General features: G+C 71.1%; 17 protein-coding genes. 6 read left to right on the forward strand and 11 right to left on the reverse strand.

All coding sequences use genetic code 11. The annotated features are described in order from the left end of the window. Nucleotides 1–75: 75 nt before the first annotated feature. From COUCH_RS25295 to COUCH_RS25315, 5 genes are read right to left on the reverse strand one after another with little or no spacing between them, the layout of a single operon-like run. Entirely contained in the window at nt 76–678 is a 603-nt protein-coding gene (locus COUCH_RS25295) for a hypothetical protein (protein ID WP_249607694.1), read from the reverse strand. Further along, a complete protein-coding gene (locus COUCH_RS25300; protein WP_249607695.1) occupies nt 675–2,000 on the reverse strand; it encodes a hypothetical protein in 1,326 nt (441 codons plus the stop codon). The genes COUCH_RS25295 and COUCH_RS25300 overlap by 4 nt, the downstream gene beginning before the upstream one ends. Then, nucleotides 1,997–2,800: an ABC transporter ATP-binding protein gene (locus COUCH_RS25305; RefSeq protein ID WP_249607696.1), complete on the reverse strand. Its 804-nt coding sequence runs from the start codon at nt 2,798–2,800 to the stop codon at nt 1,997–1,999. Before COUCH_RS25305 ends, COUCH_RS25300 begins: the two co-directional genes overlap by 4 nt. A 31-nt stretch (nt 2,801–2,831) precedes the next feature. After that, nucleotides 2,832–3,635 carry a zf-HC2 domain-containing protein gene (locus COUCH_RS25310; RefSeq protein ID WP_249607697.1) on the reverse strand — a complete coding sequence of 268 codons (804 nt, stop codon included), beginning with the start codon at nt 3,633–3,635 and terminating at the stop codon, nt 2,832–2,834. Beyond that, nucleotides 3,632–4,183, reverse strand: a complete 552-nt coding sequence (locus COUCH_RS25315; RefSeq protein ID WP_249607698.1) for an RNA polymerase sigma factor — start codon at nt 4,181–4,183, stop codon at nt 3,632–3,634. Before COUCH_RS25315 ends, COUCH_RS25310 begins: the two co-directional genes overlap by 4 nt. Nucleotides 4,184–4,305: 122 nt before the next feature. On the opposite strand from COUCH_RS25315, the gene COUCH_RS25320 reads away from it, so the two are divergent. Both COUCH_RS25320 and mgrA read left to right on the forward strand, forming a co-directional pair. Next, complete coding sequence (locus COUCH_RS25320; RefSeq protein WP_249607699.1) at nt 4,306–4,734, forward strand: phage holin family protein; 429 nt, start codon at nt 4,306–4,308, stop codon at nt 4,732–4,734. Further along, nucleotides 4,731–5,777 (forward strand): L-glyceraldehyde 3-phosphate reductase, encoded by a 1,047-nt coding sequence (mgrA, locus tag COUCH_RS25325; protein ID WP_249607700.1) that lies wholly within the window; start codon nt 4,731–4,733, stop codon nt 5,775–5,777. Before COUCH_RS25320 ends, mgrA begins: the two co-directional genes overlap by 4 nt. A 24-nt stretch (nt 5,778–5,801) precedes the next feature. Here the strand turns inward: mgrA and COUCH_RS25330 are convergent, their stop codons facing one another. The 4 genes from COUCH_RS25330 to COUCH_RS25345 all read right to left on the reverse strand — a co-directional run bounded on the left by COUCH_RS25330 (nt 5,802) and on the right by COUCH_RS25345 (nt 12,173). Beyond that, nucleotides 5,802–6,647, reverse strand: coding sequence for an SCO6745 family protein (locus tag COUCH_RS25330; protein WP_249607701.1), 846 nt, complete (start codon nt 6,645–6,647; stop codon nt 5,802–5,804). A gap of 101 nt (nt 6,648–6,748) precedes the next feature. Further along, on the reverse strand, nt 6,749–9,706 hold the full coding sequence (locus tag COUCH_RS25335; RefSeq protein ID WP_249607702.1) for a family 16 glycoside hydrolase: 2,958 nt from the start codon (nt 9,704–9,706) through the stop codon (nt 6,749–6,751). A 186-nt stretch (nt 9,707–9,892) separates the two neighbouring features. Next, nucleotides 9,893–11,785 (reverse strand): Xaa-Pro dipeptidyl-peptidase, encoded by a 1,893-nt coding sequence (locus tag COUCH_RS25340; protein WP_249607703.1) that lies wholly within the window; start codon nt 11,783–11,785, stop codon nt 9,893–9,895. A gap of 250 nt (nt 11,786–12,035) precedes the next feature. After that, nucleotides 12,036–12,173, reverse strand: a complete 138-nt coding sequence (locus COUCH_RS25345) for a hypothetical protein (protein WP_249607704.1) — start codon at nt 12,171–12,173, stop codon at nt 12,036–12,038. Between the two features lie 21 nt (nt 12,174–12,194). Here COUCH_RS25345 and COUCH_RS25350 point away from each other — a divergent pair, with 21 nt between their 5' ends. Next, nucleotides 12,195–12,746, forward strand: a complete 552-nt coding sequence (locus COUCH_RS25350) for a hypothetical protein (protein ID WP_249607705.1) — start codon at nt 12,195–12,197, stop codon at nt 12,744–12,746. A 139-nt stretch (nt 12,747–12,885) separates the two neighbouring features. On the opposite strand, the gene COUCH_RS25355 is transcribed toward COUCH_RS25350, so the two are convergent. Both COUCH_RS25355 and COUCH_RS25360 read right to left on the reverse strand, forming a co-directional pair. Continuing rightward, nucleotides 12,886–14,487 (reverse strand): APC family permease, encoded by a 1,602-nt coding sequence (locus COUCH_RS25355; protein ID WP_249607706.1) that lies wholly within the window; start codon nt 14,485–14,487, stop codon nt 12,886–12,888. A 74-nt stretch (nt 14,488–14,561) separates the two neighbouring features. Then, entirely contained in the window at nt 14,562–15,200 is a 639-nt protein-coding gene (locus tag COUCH_RS25360) for a GOLPH3/VPS74 family protein (RefSeq protein ID WP_199512000.1), read from the reverse strand. A 207-nt stretch (nt 15,201–15,407) separates the two neighbouring features. Here COUCH_RS25360 and COUCH_RS25365 point away from each other — a divergent pair, with 207 nt between their 5' ends. The 3 genes from COUCH_RS25365 to COUCH_RS25375 all read left to right on the forward strand — a co-directional run bounded on the left by COUCH_RS25365 (nt 15,408) and on the right by COUCH_RS25375 (nt 17,927). After that, on the forward strand, nt 15,408–16,256 hold the full coding sequence (locus tag COUCH_RS25365; protein WP_249607707.1) for a helix-turn-helix domain-containing protein: 849 nt from the start codon (nt 15,408–15,410) through the stop codon (nt 16,254–16,256). A 44-nt stretch (nt 16,257–16,300) separates the two neighbouring features. After that, entirely contained in the window at nt 16,301–16,516 is a 216-nt protein-coding gene (locus COUCH_RS25370; protein WP_199512347.1) for a DUF397 domain-containing protein, read from the forward strand. Between the two features lie 310 nt (nt 16,517–16,826). Further along, a complete protein-coding gene (locus COUCH_RS25375; protein ID WP_249607708.1) occupies nt 16,827–17,927 on the forward strand; it encodes a type III PLP-dependent enzyme in 1,101 nt (366 codons plus the stop codon). Nucleotides 17,928–17,989 lie beyond the last annotated feature (62 nt).

Raw genomic sequence — 17,989 nt, forward strand, 5'->3', positions numbered from 1 at the left:
GTCCCCTCCTTGGGTCGAGGTCCGGCTGGGTGGTGCCCGGTCATCGGCGTCCGTCAAACCTCGGCGGCGGGCCCGCTAGAAGGCGGCCTCCGCGGGCGCCGGCCGGACCGGGCCGGACAGCGCGTACGCCACCAGCCCCGCCACCGCGAGCACCGCCGCCGTCACCGCCGCCGCCCGGTTGCCGGGCTCCTGGGTCTGCCAGGTGATGATCTGCCCCGCCGTCCCGCCCCCGGCCGGGAACACGATCACGGCCAGCGTCCAGCCCAGCGGCGCGAACCAGGCGCGGATCGCCCCGATCGTGGCCGCGCCGAGGGCGGCCAGGCCGAGCAGCCCGGCCGCGTCGCGCAGGACGAGCGCCGCCGGGCCGAAGCGGGCGCCGGTCGGCAGCGTCGCCAGCAGCAGCACCAGGATGAGGACGAGGGCGGCCAGCACGTGCGCGGCCCGGCGGGGCCACCAGGGCAGCGCGGCGGTCCGTTCCAGGGCCTCGTCCGGACCGGCGAACGTGATGGCGACCGTCGTGACGAGGATGAGCACGGTCAGCACGACCATCGGCGCGCCCGCGTCCGGCGAGTTGGAGAAGATCGACCACAGCGACCACAGCACCACCGTCAGGCCGAGGCTGAGCACCAGCGCGAGCGGTACGTGCCGCGACCGCAGGTACAGCGTCAGCCACCTCATCGAGCGCTCCCGGTGAGCGCGGCCTTGAGGTCCTTGCACCCGGCGGCCGCGCGGCGCAGCGCCGCGATCCGGGCGACCGCCTCCTGCCCGGGCAGTTTGCGCAGGCCGCTCAGCATGGCGACCGCGTCGGCGTCGACCTCCCGCGGGATGATGTCCCATTCACCCCAGCCGGCCACCAGTTCCTGGTCGAGGAGGTAGGCGGCCGCGGCATGCGTGGCCGACGGGTCGTATCCGTCGTCGCAGATGACGGGTGTCATCGCCGCGATCACCAGCTTCGGGACGAACCGGTCGGGCCAGGCGAGGTGGCCGTACTTGTCGACGTGGACGTCGGCCAGGACGACGCCGGGCTGCGGGGCCGGTGACCACGCGGGGTAGTACGTGGTGGTGTCCTCGTGCACCGCGGTCGGCGCGTCCGGGAGCTTGGCGAGCGCCGCCAGGGCCTGCCGCGCCGGGGGCACCACCTCGGACATCAGCCCGGCGTGGACCCGGCTGACGCAGACCCGGGGCGCGCCGTCGGCACAGACCAGCTCCTGCGCGACCGTGTCGGTCGGGTTGTCCACGAACTCGCCGCGCGGGACGACCGCGAGGGCGAGGGCGGCGCCGACGGTGACCGGCAGCAGCGCCGCCACCCGGGTGCGCCACCCGCCGGAGGCGAGCAGCACCGCGGCGGCGACGGCGAACGCAACCAGCCAGATGACCTGCGCGAGGCTGACCCGGCCGCCCACCGTCTGGTAGTCGGTGTACTGGCCCATGCCGTACATCGGGGAGAACACGAGGCTGAGCCAGTTCCGGTGCCCGGTCGCGACCGGCAGCAGCATCAGGAACGCGATGCCGGCCACTGCCAGGGCGGGCGCGGTCACCATGGACGGCACCAGCCGGCCCACGGCGAGTCCCAGCCAGACGCCGCCGATCATGGCGAGCACGCCGACGGCGAGCACGACGAAGGCCCGGGCCGGCAGGTACTGCGCGGTGTCGATGATCCAGGGCAGGCCGGCCGCGGCCACCAGCAGGTACGCCGCCGCGGCGGCGATGGCCATCGCGCCGAGCACGGGCACCATCCGCTGCGCGCGGGGCCGGGCCGTGCTGGCGAACAGCTCCGCCACGTGGGACCGGTGCTCGCGGCGGGCCTGCCACGCACCGGCGGCCAGCGCGAGCGGCCACAGCAGCACCAGGTATTCCCGTTCGGACATGGCCAGCGCCATCCAGCTGGCGGCCCACCGCTGGGGTGCCGCGTACAGGAGGATGCCGCCGGCCACGAGCAGGATCAGGACGGTGCCCAGGGCCGCCGAACGGCGGACCTCGATGCCGAGCACACGGGTCATCGGGCCGCCACCTCCGCACGGTGCCGGCGCAGCAGGGCGGAGTAGCCGCGCTCGGCGGGGCTGTCGCCCGGGTCGCCGTGCTCGCCCTGCTCCATCAGGCCCGCGGGCGTGCCCTGGTAGAGCAGCCGGCCCTCGTTGATCATCACCACGTCGGTGCAGGCGGCCACCACGTCCTCGACGAGGTGGGTGGAGACCAGGACGCAGCTGTCGGCGCCCAGCGTGCGCAGCAGCGTACGGAAATCCAGCCGCTGTTCCGGGTCGAGCCCGACCGTGGGCTCGTCGAGCAGCAGCACCTCCGGGTCGTTCACGATCGCCTGGGCGATGCCGGCGCGGCGCAGCATGCCGCCCGAGAGCGTCTTCATCCGCGCGTCGGCCTTGGCGCCCAGGCCGACCCGGTCGATGGCCCGTTGCACCGCGCCGGGCACGGCCGCCTTGGGCATCTCCTTGAGCCAGGCCATGTACTCGATGAACTCGCGCACCGTGAACCGCGGGTAGAACCCGAACTGCTGCGGGAGGTAGCCGAGCGCCCGCCGCACCCGTCGCAGGTCGGCGCGGCCGTCGACGGTCTCGCCGAGCAGGGTCAGCCGGCCGCCGGCGGGCTTGATGACCGTCGCCAGCGAGCGCATCAGCGTGGTCTTGCCGGCGCCGTTGGGGCCGAGCAGCCCGTGCACCCCGGTGCCGAGGGCGAGGTCGAGGCCGTCGACGGCCAGGTGCCGGCCCGCCCGGACCTGCAGGCTTTCGGCGTGCACCGCCCAGGCATAGGTGGTGGGGGCGGTCTCCGCCGCGGACACCGTACGCATAGTCACTTCTCTCTCGAGGTCGTTCGGGTGGTCAGTCACGGCTCGCCAGCCTGCGGTAGTCGTCGGCCCGGGTCGCCGCGTACGCCGCGAGCGCCACGGTGGCCAGGGCCCAGACCGGAACGCTGGCCGGGCGCAGCACCACGGGGATGTCCGCGGTGGCGAGGCTGGGCAGGACGACCGCGGCGGCCCAGGTGGCGCCGACGCCGATGGCGGCCCGGCGCACGCCGAAACGGCCGCCGAGGGCGATGGTGGCCGCGGTGCAGGCCAGGCCAGGCAGGAGCATCAGCGCCAGGGATTCCCGCGTGCCGGCACCGGCCAGGGCGAGTGCGGGCACGACCACGGCGAGCACGGTCGCGGTGCGCCGCAGCAGCAGCATCAGGCCGGCGCCGGGCGCGCCGGCGATCAGCTCCCAGGCCGGATCGGCCCGGCGGCTCCACGCGACGGCGACGCCGGGCAGCGGCGCCACCGGCGCGAGCAGCAGAACCAGGGACGGCAGCTCGGGGAAGGTCAGGTTGAGCAGGACCGCGCAGAGCAGCGCGCTGAGCGTCATGATCAGCCACGGTCCCAGCGCCCAGACGAGCCAGCGGCGGCGCACCGGCGACCAGGCCCGGCGGACCGGGGCCGGCCGCGGCCCGGTCTGGATGCCCTCGTCCACGGCGGCGGCGACCCGGTCGAGCAACGCCCGGGTGTCCGGGGTGGTGCTGCCGGCGAGCCGGGCCCGGCAGTCGGCGCAGCCCTCGAGGTGCACCTCCACCGACCAGACGGTGGCGTCGTCGAGGTCCGCGTCGCCCCCGGCGTAGCGGGAGATCACGGCGAGATTCGGATGGGTGGTCATGAGAGTGCCTCCCGCAGAGCGATGCGAGCCCGCCGCGCGCGGGACTTCACCGTGCCTTCCGGCACCCCGAGCAGCAGTGACGTCTCCCGTACGGAGAGCCCGTCGAGAACCATGGCCCGCAGCACCTGACGCACCTCGGTGGGCAGGCGCAGCAGGGCCTGTTCGAGGTCCTGGCCGACGCGGCCGGCCATCACCTCGTCCTCCGCGGCCGGGGCCGTGGTCTCCAGCAACGGCACGGGCGGCGGCTGCGCGTGCCGGGCCCGGCGGCGGAACGCGTCGACCAGCCGGTTGGCGGCGATGGTCCAGAGCCAGCCGACCGCGCTGCCGGCGGTGGCGCCCCCGGCGAAGCTGCCCGCGGCCCGCCACACGGCCAGGTAGGTCTCCTGCAGCACGTCCGCGACCACGTCCTCGTCGGCGCACCGGCGCCGCAGCCGCACGGCGAGCCACGGCGAGGTGCGCCGGTACAGCTCGTCGAACGCCCGCCGGTCGCCGCGGGCGGTGCGGCGCACGAGCTCGTCCTCGTCGGCCGCGTCCAGGTTTCGTCTCACACCAGGCAAGACGACGATCACCTCCCGACGGTTCTCCGTTTCGAGTGACTCAGGTCACAGCTAAGGCCGATCGTACGAATCCGGTGGGCATATTCGCCCTGACCTGGGGTAGCACAGGGGCCATGACCGATACCCGGATGCGGCTGGACGGCTCCGCCGACGCGTCGGCCGGCGCGCTCGTGAGCCAGATGAGCGAGCAGGTGTCCACGCTCGTACGGCAGGAACTCGAGCTCGCCCGCACGGAGATGGTGGAGAAGGGCAAACGCGCCGGTACGGGCGCCGGGATGCTCGGCGGCGCCGGCGTCCTCGCCCTGTACGGCGTCTCCGCCCTCCTGCTGACCATCGGCGCCGCCCTCGCCCTCGCCCTGCCGGACTGGCTCGCCGCGCTCATCGTGACGGTGCTCGTACTGGCCTGCGCCGGCGTGGCCGCGCTGCTGGGCCGCAAGCAGGTGCAGCAGGCCACCCCGCCCGCGCCCACCGAGGCGGTCGACAGCACGAAGCGTGACGTCGGCACCGTCAAGGCGGCGGCACGGGAAGGTCGCCGCCGGTGACCTACGCCGCCGCACCCGACCGCTACACCAGCGGGATGCAGTACCGCCGCACCGGGCGCTCGGGGCTCGACCTGCCCGTACTGTCGCTCGGGTTGTGGCACAACTTCGGCGACGACCGGCCGTTCGAGACGCAACGGGCCATCGCCCGGCGCGCCTTCGACCTCGGGATCACCCATTTCGACCTGGCCAACAACTACGGGCCGCCGTACGGCTCCGCCGAGGTCAACGTCGGCCGGCTGCTGCGCGAGGACTTCCGCCCCTACCGGGACGAGCTGGTGATCTCCACCAAGGCGGGTTGGGACATGTGGCCGGGCCCGTACGGCCAGGGCGGCGGCAGCCGCAAGTACGTGCTCGCCAGCCTGGACCAGTCGCTGGGCCGGATGGGCCTGGACTACGTCGACATCTTCTACTCGCACCGCTTCGACCCCACCACGCCGCTCGAGGAGACCGCGACCGCCCTCGACACCGCCGTCCGCCAGGGCAAGGCGCTCTACGTCGGCATCTCGTCGTACGACGCGCAGCACACCCGGACGATGGCGGGGCTGCTGCGCGACCTCGGCACTCCCCTGCTGATCCACCAGCCGTCGTACTCGATGCTGAACCGCTGGATCGAGACCGAGGGCCTGCTGGACGCGGCGCACGAGGCCGGCGCCGGGGTCATCGGGTTCACCGCGCTGGCCCAGGGCCTGCTCACCGGCAAGTACCTCAACGGCATCCCGGAGGGCTCGCGCGCGGCCGCGGGCACCTCCCTGGACCCGGACTGGCTCGACGACGCCATGGTGTCACGGCTCAACTCGCTCAACGAGGTGGCGCAGCAGCGCGGGCAGAGCCTCGCGCAGATGGCCCTCGCCTGGGCGCTGCGCGACCCGCGGGTGACGTCCCTGGTCATCGGCGCGAGCCGGGTGGAGCAGCTCGAGCAGAACGTCGCGGCGCTGGACATCATGTCCTTCGACGACGAGGAGCTCGCCACCATCGACAAGATCCTCGAGTCCGGTACGACCTCCGTGGACCTGTGGAAGGACGCCCGTCAGGGCACGCTGTAGTCCCCCCGGGCCGGTGAGGCGGTTCTACGCGCCGTCGGGGTGAGGCAGGCCCATCGCGTTCGGGTACGGCACCACCGCCGCCGCGCCCCGGGCCAACGGCACGAGCAGCTCGCCCAGCCGGTCCTGCTCGGCGGCGCTCAGGGCCGTCCACGGTTGCGCAGCCAGCGCATCGGTACGGCTCTCGACGCTGCGATGCGCCTCCCGCCCCTCCGCCGTGGGCCGCCCGTCGGCGTCGAGCAGCCCTCGCCCGGCCAGCGCACCGACTGCGGCGTCCCATTCCGCGTCGGTCCAGCCCCGGTTCGGCTGGAGCTGGTCCCGGCCGCCGTACAGGGCGTCGCGCAGGACGAGCGCCTGCAGGCCGGTGAGCCCGGCGCCGACCAGCGCGGCGATGTGCCCGTCGCCGCGGTGTTCCCGCAGCACGGTGGCGGCCTGCCACAGCCGGGCGAGCTCGCCCTCGGGCCGGGGCAGGGCGGCGTTGGCGGCGCCGAGCGCGCGGCCGTCCGTGACGGCCGCGGCGGCCGCGCGTTCCAGCAGGTCGGCGGCCTCGGCCCACGGCGCGGATCCGGACGGTACGACGGCCCGCAGCGCGGCGACCGCACCGTCGAGGCGGGCGGCGAGCGCCTCTTCTGGCCTTGCCCGGTGCCACACGTCCGGCAGCGCGCGGCTCACCATGCCGGATGCGAAGCCGAAGAACAGCGCGGTGACGGGCGCCGCCTGGACCGCGCCGAGCGGAGCGGCCCGTCCGGCGAAGTAGCCGCGCCAGAACCCGCGCAGTCCGGCGCTCTCGAACGCCTCCCGGGCCTGCGGGGCGAAGTAGGTGACGGCGTGCAATGGCTCGTACAGCTGCCAGACCCTGCGGGCGAAGGACATGAACGCGATCCCATCGCATCGGCGGCCGTGAGGGAACAGCCAATCCACGGGACGCGGCCCGCCCGGGCCCGCGCCGTGGCGGGCCCGGGCGTCCGAACCGCTCAGCTCTGCGGTTCGATCCAGATGTTGCGGTACTGGACCTTGTTGCCGTGGTCCTGCAGACGGATCGAGCCCGTGGCCGGGCCCTCGGCGATGCTGCCGCCCGTCACGCCGGTGATCTCGACGTCGTCGTGCACCTTCACGCCGTTCCACACCACCGAGATGCGGGCGTTCCCGGTTTTGGCGCCGGCCGCGTCGTAGCGGGCCGCCCGGAAGTCGATGTCGTACGTCTGCCACGTCTCCGGCGGCGTGGCGGCGTTCACGTCCGGGGCTTTCTGCAGGTAGACGGCGCCGGCCTCGTTGGTGTCGAGGGTGGTGTCGCCGTACGAGTCGAGCACCTGGAGCTCGTAGCGCTCCTGCTGGTAGACGCCGCTGTTGCCACGGTTCTGCCCGGTGACGTCCGGCGGCAGCAGCGGCACCTTGAACTCCACGTGCAGCTTGTAGTCGCCGAACGCCTGGCGGGTCCGCAGGTCGCCGCAGCACACCTCCATCGCCCCGTCGCCGACGCGCGGCCAGCTCGCCGTCCGCCCGTCGGTGTGCTGCCACTCGGCGAGGTCGGTGCCGTCGAACAGGACGATCCGCTCCCCCGGCTTGCGTACGGTGATCAGGTCCAGGTTGACGTGGCCGGTGTCCTCCGCGTCGACCCGGTACTGGACCGTGTTGTCACCCCGGCGCAGCGTGAGCCGTTCGGTCTTGGTGGCCCAGTCGTCCCACGTGTTGGTGGTCGGCAGGACGGTCTGGCGGATCTTCCTGCCGTTGACGTACACGCTGACGGTCTTGTCGCCCTGGAACGGGTTGGGGCCGTTGGAGTAGCGCAGGCCGACCTCGTAGTCGCCGGCCTTCCTCACGTCGACGTGCATCGTCGTGGAGGCGTTGAGCGCGCCGAACCCGTCGACGAACCCGATGCCCGAGAAGCCGGGGTGGTCGGTGCCGACACCGGCCCCGCCCTGGCGGCGGCCCTCCTCGGCCTCGTAGAACACCTGGTCGGGCTGGGCGCCGGGGATGGCGTTGAGCGTGTACCAGGCCTCGGTGCTCCACAGCTGCTCGCCGCCCTCGGCGCTGAACGGCCGCGGCGAGCGCAGGTGCACCACGCGGCCGGGCAGCAGACCGTCCACGGTGAGCGTGACCCGGCGGCGGTCGGCGGAGAGCCGGATGCCGCTGACGGTCAGCTTCTGCTCCTCGACCTTGGGGCCGCCGTACTGCTCGGTCGGTGCGTACCGCCACTGCTCGAGCTGGTACGCCTTCGCCAGGTTCGCGACCGTCTCGTCGGACAGCGGCTTGGTGTACTCGACGGTGAAGCCGCCGCGCGTCGCGCTCATGGACTTCATGTCGAACGCCGTAACGCCGTTGGGCGTCAGCTTCTGCAGGCCGTACGTGAGCTTGCCCTCCTGGCCCCAGTTGCCGCCCGCGCCGAGCCCGCCGATGTAGATGGAGCCGTCCGGGCCGATCGTGGTCCGGTTGACGCCGACCTCGAGGCCCTGGGTGTGGCGGAACACCGCGCCCTGGTACTCGCCGTGCACCTTCTCCAGGAAGGCGCGCTGCAGGCCGCCGTACGTGACGTCGCCGACGAGCATCTGGCCCGCGAACGGACCCTGCTGGAGCAGCACCGGGGTGCTCGGCGAGTTGGCGATCTCGTTCTGCGGCAGCCACAGCACCGGCTGGGTCACCGGGTTGGCGTCGAACGGGCCGGCCGGGTTCGTGTAGTGGTTGAAGAACCGGTCCTGCTTGATCTCCACCAGCTTCGACGCCGGCAGCCAGCCGCCCTGGTTGTCGGCCACGAACAGGCCCCCGCCGGGGCCCCAGCCCAGGCCGTTGGGGGTACGCAGCCCGCCGGCGACGTACGTGACCTTGCCGGTGCGCCGGTTCACGACGATGCTCGTGCCCCGGTTGGCCGCCGGTTGCGGGTTCGTGGTGGCGCCGCCGTAGTCGATGGCGACCGAGAGGTTGAGGTAGAAGTTGCCGCCCTTGTAGAGCAGGCCGAACGCGAACTCGTGGAAGTTGCCCCCGTACGGCCAGGTGGCGACCGTACGCTTCGAGTCCGCGACCTCGTCGCCGTCGGTGTCGACCAGCTCGGTGAGCTCGTGCTTCTGCGACACGTAGATGGAGCCGTCGACGACCGCGAGTCCCATCGGCTCCTTGAGCCCCGAGGCGACCTTCTTGTACGTGACCTTGCCCGGATCGGTCTGCCCGGTGACGTGGTCGAGGATGTAGACCTCGCCGGCCGTCGTCTCGCTGCCGCCCCAGGTGGCGATGACGAGCCGGCCGTCCTTCGTCCAGTCCATCGCGGACACCTGCGGCTGGAAGCCGCCGGGGCGCAGGTCGGTGAGCGTGTAGCCGGGGTTCACCGCGTCGAGCGGCAGCCCGTCGCCGGGGGTGTCGGTCGCGCCCTCGCACTGCTTCTGGCCGGGGGCGGTCACCCGGACCACGCCGGCGTCGGTGCTCAGCGCGGAGGTGGGTACGACGCTGAAGTCGTCGGCGCCGGGCGGACGCCAGGACAGCGTCAGCTGCTGCCCGCCGCCGGCCTCGAAGAACTCGACGAACAGGGCGTGCGGGCCGGCGCCCAGCTCGACGCTGCCGTCCTTGGACTCCACGCCGTGCAGGCCGTCGTTGTCGACGACAGGCTTGCCGTCGATCGCCAGGCGGGAGCCGTCGTCGCTGGCGAGCCGGAAGGCGTACGTGCCGCCGGCGGGCACGGTCAGGTTGCCGATCACGTGGGCGACGAAGTTGTCCTGCAGGCCGAACTCGTCGCCGGTGTAGTCAACGTCGGGCATCAGCTTGTCGACGTTCGGCGTCTGCCCCGGCTTGAGGGTGCAGATCCGGGTCAGCGGGACGCGAGTGTCGAACGTGCGGAGGGTGACCCCCGGTTCCTGGGGTGGCAGATCGGCGGCGGACGCGGCGGCCGGGTGGGCGGCGACTGCGGCGGACGCGGCTATGAGGCTGAGGACGAGAGCACGGACCATGCTGCTCCTTCGAACTCGACTGACCGGCTCGATGCACGGATGTGAATATCCTGGTCCACTATCGACGCTCACACCAGAACTTCTGCCTCTTCAGGCTGAACTTTCCTCAAAAAATGAGAAAGTCTTCCGCCGGACAGGAACGGGCGGACCGGCATACCGCCGGTCCGCCCGTCCTCGAGGTTCGCGTCAGCCGGCCAGCGGCAGGACCACCTTCGAGACACCGAGGCGTACGCCGACCGTCGTGCCGGCCGGGTACCGCAGGGTGTGATCGCGCTCGGTGGAGATCACGACGACCCCGATCCGGTGCCCGGCGGCGAAGACGTGGTCCTCGGTCTGCAGGTCCCACCGGAACGTGTACGGCTGCCCCGCCCGGATCGGCGTCGTCCGCCACGGCGAGAACCGGTTCCGCACGTCCGTCCAGCCGCGGGACACGATCTCCAGCGGCGTGTTCGCGGTGACGTACTCGCGCCGGTTGAAGCACCCCGGATCCTCGGGAATGCCCGGGCCCACACAGTCCTGCACCGGCAGGCTGCGCAGCCCTGCGTACCGGTCGGCCGGCCCGTAGTCCACCAGCAGCGCGGTCAGGTACGGCGACCTGCCCGCGAGATCGGCGCGGACCGAGATCTGCGGCGTCCCGGACAGCCGGGTCTCCCGCGGCAGCGGCGCCGACAGGTACGCGAGCCGGTTCGGGTCGGCGCTCAGCTCGTCCGCGACGAGGTCCTCCGCGGTACGCGACGGGTCGTCGACGAACGTCTGCCGCGCGCCGGGCCGCGCATGACCGGGCTGCAGCGTCCCCGGCCGGCCGTCCGCAGCGGGCCCGCCGAGCGCGAAGGTGGTGGCGCGGGTGCCCGGCACCGGCCACGTCGCGGAGGTACGCCAGACGGTCGGCGCGACCTCGACGTCGGCCATCGGCTCGCGCATGATGCCGGTGTCGATGCCGTACAGCCACTGGTCGAACCAGCGGTGCAGGGTGTCCAGCCAGACGTCGCGGCGCACGTTGAACGGGTCGGTGTGCCCGGCCTGGTGCAGCCAGATCTTGCGCGGGACGCCCCGGCGGGCCAGGGCGTCCCACCACTGCCCGGCCTGCCCCGTACGGACGTTGTCGTCGTGCAGCCCGTGCACGAGCAGCACGCTGGCCCGCACCTTGCCGACGTCGCGCAGGTAGTTGCGCTCGGCCCAGTACGCGTTGTAGTCGCCGGTCACCCGGTCCTGCTCGCGTTCCAGATCGGCCATCACCCCGGCACACACCTCGGGATTCGCCCGGGTGAGCACGGCTTTGGCCAGCACGTCGGTGTCCTCGCCCTGGAAGCCGCCGGGGGCCACCACCCCGCCGTTGGCGCGGTAGTAGTCGTACCAGCTGGAGATGCCGGCGATCGGCACGATGGTCTCCAGCCCCTTGACGCCGGTGCCGGCGACCGCGTTGGGCAGGGTGCCGTTGTAGGAGACGCCGATCATGCCGGTGCGCCCGGTCGACCAGGTGGCGCGGGCCGGCGCACCGCTCGCGTCGACGCCGCGGGCGCGGCCGTTGAGCCAGTCGACGACCGCCTTCATGCCCAGCGTCTCGTTGCGCCCGCCCGAGGTGGGGCAGCCGGTGGAGCCGCCGCTGCCCAGGCTGTCGGCGAAGACGACCGCGTAGCCGCGCGGGACGAAGTAGTTGTCCAGATAGCCGGAGAAGACGATGGTCTCGGCCGCGCGGTCCGCGCCGGGAGACACGCTGCGGCGCGCGGCGGCGCCGTCGCGGTCGACGTCGTCGTGATTGGGTACGTCGTTGAGCCCCGCATAGTAGGGACTCGGCTGGAAGATCACCGGGACCTTCACGCCGGCCTCGGTCTCGCGCGGGCGGATGATGCGCACCGCCACCCGGTCCGGCTCGCCGTCCGCGTCGCTGTCGGTGGGCGCCTGCACCCACACCTGCTCCCGGATGGCCTGCGTGTAGTCGTAGACGGGTTCTGTGCCGGAAGGAGTCACGGCAGCAGGCGTAGCGGTCGGTGCGGCGAGGGCGGCCGTGCCGCCCGCGAGAACGGTGACAACGGCGGCGAGGACGGCGCAGAGCCGTGCCCCGGTCCGGGAAGATCGCATCGTCGAGAAGCCTCCGGCGCTGGCGGTACGGACGCCACACTTTATCGCCCGGCATCGATGCCCGTGCCCCGGTCGCGGGCGGCCGGCCCCGGACGGGTGATCCACAGAGCTGATCCCTTTCGGACACGAGTCCTAGACTCGGCGTCATGGACCCTGCTCCCACCGGCACCGCCGTGCGAGCACCCTCACGGGGGTACGATCGCTTCTGACGCACGTCTGACAATGAGCAGCGGTTCATTCGTCCGGTTGATCACGCTCGCCGGTCATTAAAGGACACGTTGACCTTGGCATAAATCACGCCTTGTAATCCGCCGAACACGCTCCGTACGCTGTGGTCAGAAAGACCATCGATCGGCTTGAGTGCCTGGGCATTGCTGGCCTCGACCATCAGTCATTCGGGGAGCATCGCATGGTTATCAAGGTTGTCGAGCAGATCAACGACGACGAGCTCATCGAGTCGGCCTGGAAGATGTACGAGGAGTCGTTCCGCGGCCTGAACGCGCTGGCGGTGCAACGGCACCTCATGTACCGCAACGAGTTCGACGAGGTCATGCGCGACGGCCGGGTGCAGAAGTACCTCAGCCTCGACGACGAGGGCACCATGTGCGGGATGTCGACGTACACGAACGACCTCGACGCGATGCCGTTGATCTCACCGCAGTACTTCGAGCGCCGCTGGCCCGAGCTCTACGCCCAGCGCAAGATCTGGTACTGCGGATTCGTCGCCGTGCTGCCCACCCCGGCCGCCCGGTCGTCGTTCGCCGACCTGGTCGAGGCGATGTACCTGCTGGCCGCCGCCCAGAACGGGATCATCGGGCTGGACTTCTGCCAGCACAACGACGAGGCCCGCAAGATGAGCCGGGTGATCCGGCTGATGCTGCACCGGCTGTCGGGCAACTGCGACGCCAGCATGATGGACGCGCAGCAGTTCTGGATCTACCAGTTCCCGCAGGCCGCCTGAGGTGTGACACGCCGACCGCCCGCCGCTGCCGGCCGGAGCACCGGGCTCTTGGGGGGCTGACGGAATTCCGGCCCGGGCGAAGTGACCTCCTCTCGTTTCCGGGTCGGCGGGCGGTCCGGCGTGTCGCCGCGGGGAAAAGTCAGGTCCACCGGGACGGTTCGGGTGGGGTCTCCCACCGGGGCGGTCCCGGCGGCATGTCCGGCTCCGGCGGGAGCTGCGGCACGGTACCGGCGTTGAGCATCGCGCGGACGCTGATCGGCTCGGTGTGTGATCCCTTGAGCCGTGGGGCGTCGGCGATGAAGCCACCGTCCGCGCCGCGGCCGATCGCGGCGTACACCTCGGGGCGGGCGGCGCGCATGACCACGGCCCAGACGAAGCCGACCAGCGCGAAGACCGCGTACCCGGTCGGGAAGATCCAGTGGAACATCGAGCCGGACTCCACCTGCAGCAGGTCGCCGAGCCCGTAGATCGTCGCGGCCAGGATGATGCTCAGCAGCATGAACGCGGTGATCGGGGCGATCTTGCCGCGCCACACGTTCTCCTGATGGCGGTGCCGGACGAAGAACGCGATGACCGCCGCGGACGCGCTCCACATGAGGATGAGGACGCCGAGCCCGCCGACCACGGTCAGCCAGGCGAACAGGTAGACCAGCGGGTCCGCGCCGGTCAGCCGGTAGATGACCAGGACACCGAGCGCGAGCAGGCTCTGCGTGATCGAGCCGACGATCGGTGCGCCGGTACGCGGATGCGTGTAGCCCCACGCCCGCGGCAGCACCCCCTCCCGGCCCAGCGCGAACTGGTAGCGCGAGACCGCGGCGTGGAACGCGAGCAGCGCGGCGAAGATGCTCGTCATGAACAGCACGTAGCCGATGTTGATGAGCGCCTCGGGCACGTGCGGGCTGACCAGCGTGAAGACCAGGTCCGTCTGCTCCGCCTTCGCGACCGAGACGATGTTGCCCGGCCCCGCCCCCACCGACATCGCCCACGCCGACAGCCCGCAGAGCAGGCCGGCGAGGATGACCGCCCAGTGGGTGGCCCGCGCGATCGTCCGCTTCGGGTCCTTGGCCTCCTCGGAGAGCACGACCGTCGCCTCGAAGCCGACGAAGCCCGCGATGGCCAGCACCATCATGGCCGCGACCTCGGGGGTGAGCACCTGCGCCGGGTTCAGCGTGGCGAAGCTGACCGACCCGTCAGCCGGGTTGGCCACCATCACCACGTCGTAGATCAGCACGACGGCGATCTCGGCGACCAGCAGCACGGCGAGCACCTTGCCGCTCAGGTCGACCCACAGCACGCCGAGCACCGCGGTCAGCGCCCACGCCGCTATCGCGCAGGCGAACCAGCCGACGTGGAGCCCCAGGCCGTTGAGCACCCCGGACGCCACGACGCCGAAGAGCCCGAACAGGCCGATCTGCATCATCGCGTACGCCGGCAGCGCCACGAACGCCGCGCCGACGCCCGGTATCCGCCCCAGCCCGTGACTGATGTAGGAGTAGAACGCGCCCGAGTTGACGATGTGCCGGCTCATCGCGACGAATCCGACCGTGAAGATCGAGAGGATCCCCGCGACCACCAGGTACACCACCGGGACGGCGGTGTTGCCGACGACGGCGTAGATGGTGGTGATGGCCCCGATGATGACGGTGAGGGGAGCGGCTCCCGCGACTCCGAAGAAGACCACCGAGGGAACGCCGAGCCGGTTACGTGCCAATGCGGTGGACACGATGTCAGGCTCTGTCACGTCACTCCCCATCAAGAGCCTCCCAGCCCATTGGTCGATGTTGTCCCGCCGGCGGTGGTGACGGCCGACGGCACTCACCGCCGACCGACGGCGAGCACGGAGCCGACGGATGCCTCGGTGTGCTCGATGAGCTGGCGCAGGTCCTCGGGCAGCGACCCGATGGCGGTGGGCAGCTGGGTGAGGGCGTGCCGGTGGACCTCGAAGTCCCACAGCACGTGGCGGGTGAGGCCGGTCGCGACGACCAGGCCGGCCAGCACACGGTCGCTGATGGACATCTCGAGACCGCGCACCATGATGTTGGCGAGCCGCATCGGCGCCCATGCGGCCGCGTTGCGCTGCACCTCGTTGTTGGGCATGTAGAAGGTCTGGGTGCTCAGCATGCGCCGGCGGGTCACCGACTCGACGGCCCCCGAGCGCATGAGCCGCTCCCCCACCCGGTCGGCCGCGTCCTGTGACAGATACGCCAGCCAGGTGCGCAGCTCACGGTGCTGCGGCTGCGAGATGAGCAGCTCCAGCACGGAGTGCGCGAGGGAGTCACGCGGCGGTTGCCGGCTCTCTATGTAGAGGTCGCCGTCGAAACAACGCAGCCGCCCCTCTAGCATGAGCTCGCCCAGCAGGGCGGCAGCCAGGCCGAGACCGGTGGCCCGGGGGTGCAGACGGGACCGGCCGGTGCGGTCCTCGTGCGCGATCAGGAAGAACTGGTCAGCCAGCACGCCGCCACTCCTTAAGACACATCGAACCGTTACGCCGTCGGGCAACTGCCCGTATAGAAGGCAATAACTCGCTGTCGGGAGCATCATGTACCGACCCCCGAGGACAATGCAAGAAGTACTAGACTTCTCATCGACCCCGCCCGTCTACGATGGATCACGGGGCGATACAGACGGGTTGTCGACGTCCCACGATCGAGGGAGCCACGGGTGTCCACAGACGAAGGTCCTACGCTGCGGCGACGTCGTTTGGGCACGGAGCTGAAACGGTGCCGCGAACACGCCGGATTGACCCAGGAGAATGTCTCCCGGCATTTCGAATGGCATGCCGCCAAGGTCACCCGGATCGAGACGGCACGGGTCGCCGTCACTCCCCGCGACGTCCGCGACCTCCTGGTGCTGTACGGCGTGGACGACGAGCAGTACCGCGAGGCCCTCATGGACCTGGCCCGCTCGTCGCGTCAGAAGACCTGGTGGACCGACTACCGCGACATCATGCGCCCCGGCAACTTCATCGGCCTGGAGGCGGAGGCGGCCTCCCTGCGCGTCTGGGAACCCATTGTCCTACCAGGCCTTCTGCAGACCGAGGACTACATCCGCGCGCTCATGCGCACGGGCCGCTCGACGGACTCCCCGCAGCACATCGACCGGCGGGTGGCGCTGCGGCTGAAGCGGCAGGACCGGCTGCGCGGCGCGAACCCGCTGCAGCTCTTCGCGATCATCGACGAGTCGGTGGTGCGACGCTCCGTAGGCGGCCTCGACGTGATGGATCACCAGCTGCGTCATCTCATCGACGTGGCTCAATTACCCAACGTGACGGTCCAAATCCTGCCGTTCGACGCCGGCGAACATCCGTTCCTGGGCGGTTCAGCAGCGCTTTTGGAGTTTCCGGAGACCACTCATCTGGATGTAGTTTACCTGGAGGGTCTTGCGGGAGACCTCTACGAAGAGCAACATTCAGAGGTCGCACGTTACCGTGCGGAGTTCGATCAGTTGAGCACCCGGGCGCTCGATCCGCGCCTCACGCTTAAGATGATCGAGAGCCTCTTGCGCGCGTAAGGGGCCGGCACGCACAACCGCATATGGAAGGGAGGTGCATGGGCATGCCAGCGCACCATCTCAACGCTGCCGTTTGGAAAAAGAGCAGTCGCAGCAACGGAAACGGCGGCAACAACTGTGTCGAGGTCGCCTTCCTCGACACAGCCGTTGCCGTTCGCGACAGCAAGAACCCTTCCGGTCCCGCTCTCATCTTCAACCCGGCGCATTGGACCGAGTTTGTGAACTCGGCCAAGTGCGGCGAGTTCGATATCAACCGCTGAGAGCCTACCGATCTGTACTCAGAGATGGGAAGTAGATACTCAAAGTCCACTTCCCGAAGGTCCATGATCGAATTCAAGATGGTGCAACTCCGCTGATCAGGGGAGCCGCACGACGCATTCGGGGCATCCGCACGGGTGTCCCGAATTGCGTTTCCGCAGCTCAATAGCTTGATCATTCGACATTGATCTCCATGCTCCCAGGTCATCGACGTTTCCGGGGCCACCGTGCATACTGAGTAGCACACGCTCCGCATTGAAACGACAACTCAGCGTAAGGGGCATCCCGGTGCGCCAGTCATTTCCTCGCGTCGTGACCGTCGATCCCATCGTGGACACCCGGACCGGCCCGGTGCTGCAGATGCGCGCCGACCGCATCGTCGCCGCACTCGACACCTTCCGGGCCGCCTTTCCCGGCGTCCGCCCCTTCTACGCCACGAAATGCAACACCCATCCGGGCGTGCTGCGGACCCTGCACGACGCCGGCGCCGGCTTCGAGGTGGCCTCCGTCCAGGAGATCGAGACCCTGGCGGCGGGCGGCGTCCGGCCCGAGGACCTGATCTTCAGCAATCCCGTACGCTCCCGCGAGCAGACCGCCCGTGCGGCCGCCGCCGGTGTCCACCGGTTCAGCGTGGACAGTGCCGAGGAACTGCACCGGGTCGCCGACGAGGCGCCCGGAAGCCGCGTGTACGCACGCCTCGCCTCCGGCGGGCAGGACAGCGTCGTACCCAGCGAGGGCAAGTTCGGCGTGGACGCCACCGGCGCCGTACGGCTGCTGCTGGAGGCCCGCGAGCTGGGGCTCGTGCCGTACGGGATCACCTTCCACATGGGGTCGCAGATGCTGGACCCGGCCGCGCTGCAGCGACCACTGCGCGACGTCGCCGAGGTCATGGACCGCCTCCTGCGGGCCGGCGTGCGGCTGGAGATGGTGGACATCGGCGGCGGCTTCCCGGCCGCGTACGACGAGCCCGTGCCGCCGCTGGCCGCGTTCGGACAGGTGGCGGCCGCGGGGCTGGCGGACCTGCCGTACCCGGTCGAGGTCTTCGCCGAACCGGGCCGCTGCCTGGTCGCCGAGGCCGGGACGTTCCGCTGCCGGGTGATCGGCGTCGCCGAGCGGCCGTCGGGCTGGTGGGCGCACACGAACCTCGGGGTGTTCCATGGGCTCATGGAGGTGCTGGAGTCCGGCGGCGACCTGCACTACCCGATCCACGACACCCGCGGCACCCGGCTGCGCCGCTGCTTCCACCTGACCGGGCCGACCTGCGACAGCCAGGACACGTTCGCCCGCGACGTGCTGCTCTCGGCGGACCTGCACGAGGGCGACGAGCTGCTGATCGGGTCGGCGGGGGCGTACACCAGCGTCTACGCGTCCCGCTTCAACGGCTTCCCGCCGCCGCGCGTCATCATGATCTAGCCGTCCCAGCAGCGCAGCGTGCGCCGGGCCGTGCTCCACCGGCCGGGTCCACGCGGTCACGC

The organism is Couchioplanes caeruleus (assembly GCF_023499255.1).
In the GTDB taxonomy this organism is placed as follows: domain Bacteria; phylum Actinomycetota; class Actinomycetes; order Mycobacteriales; family Micromonosporaceae; genus Actinoplanes; species Actinoplanes caeruleus_A.

What these genes read in the sequence shown, in the direction of transcription:
- COUCH_RS25295 (WP_249607694.1), bottom strand. Translation starts at nt 678, where the DNA reads ATGAGGTGGCTGACGCTGTACCTGCGGTCGCGGCACGTACCGCTCGCG.
- COUCH_RS25300 (WP_249607695.1), bottom strand. Translation starts at nt 2,000, where the DNA reads ATGACCCGTGTGCTCGGCATCGAGGTCCGCCGTTCGGCGGCCCTGGGC.
- COUCH_RS25305 (WP_249607696.1), bottom strand. Translation starts at nt 2,800, where the DNA reads ATGCGTACGGTGTCCGCGGCGGAGACCGCCCCCACCACCTATGCCTGG.
- COUCH_RS25310 (WP_249607697.1), bottom strand. Translation starts at nt 3,635, where the DNA reads ATGACCACCCATCCGAATCTCGCCGTGATCTCCCGCTACGCCGGGGGC.
- COUCH_RS25320 (WP_249607699.1), top strand. Translation starts at nt 4,306, where the DNA reads ATGACCGATACCCGGATGCGGCTGGACGGCTCCGCCGACGCGTCGGCC.
- COUCH_RS25330 (WP_249607701.1), bottom strand. Translation starts at nt 6,647, where the DNA reads ATGTCCTTCGCCCGCAGGGTCTGGCAGCTGTACGAGCCATTGCACGCC.
- COUCH_RS25335 (WP_249607702.1), bottom strand. Translation starts at nt 9,706, where the DNA reads ATGGTCCGTGCTCTCGTCCTCAGCCTCATAGCCGCGTCCGCCGCAGTC.
- COUCH_RS25340 (WP_249607703.1), bottom strand. Translation starts at nt 11,785, where the DNA reads ATGCGATCTTCCCGGACCGGGGCACGGCTCTGCGCCGTCCTCGCCGCC.
- COUCH_RS25345 (WP_249607704.1), bottom strand. Translation starts at nt 12,173, where the DNA reads ATGGTCGAGGCCAGCAATGCCCAGGCACTCAAGCCGATCGATGGTCTT.
- COUCH_RS25350 (WP_249607705.1), top strand. Translation starts at nt 12,195, where the DNA reads ATGGTTATCAAGGTTGTCGAGCAGATCAACGACGACGAGCTCATCGAG.
- COUCH_RS25370 (WP_199512347.1), top strand. Translation starts at nt 16,301, where the DNA reads ATGCCAGCGCACCATCTCAACGCTGCCGTTTGGAAAAAGAGCAGTCGC.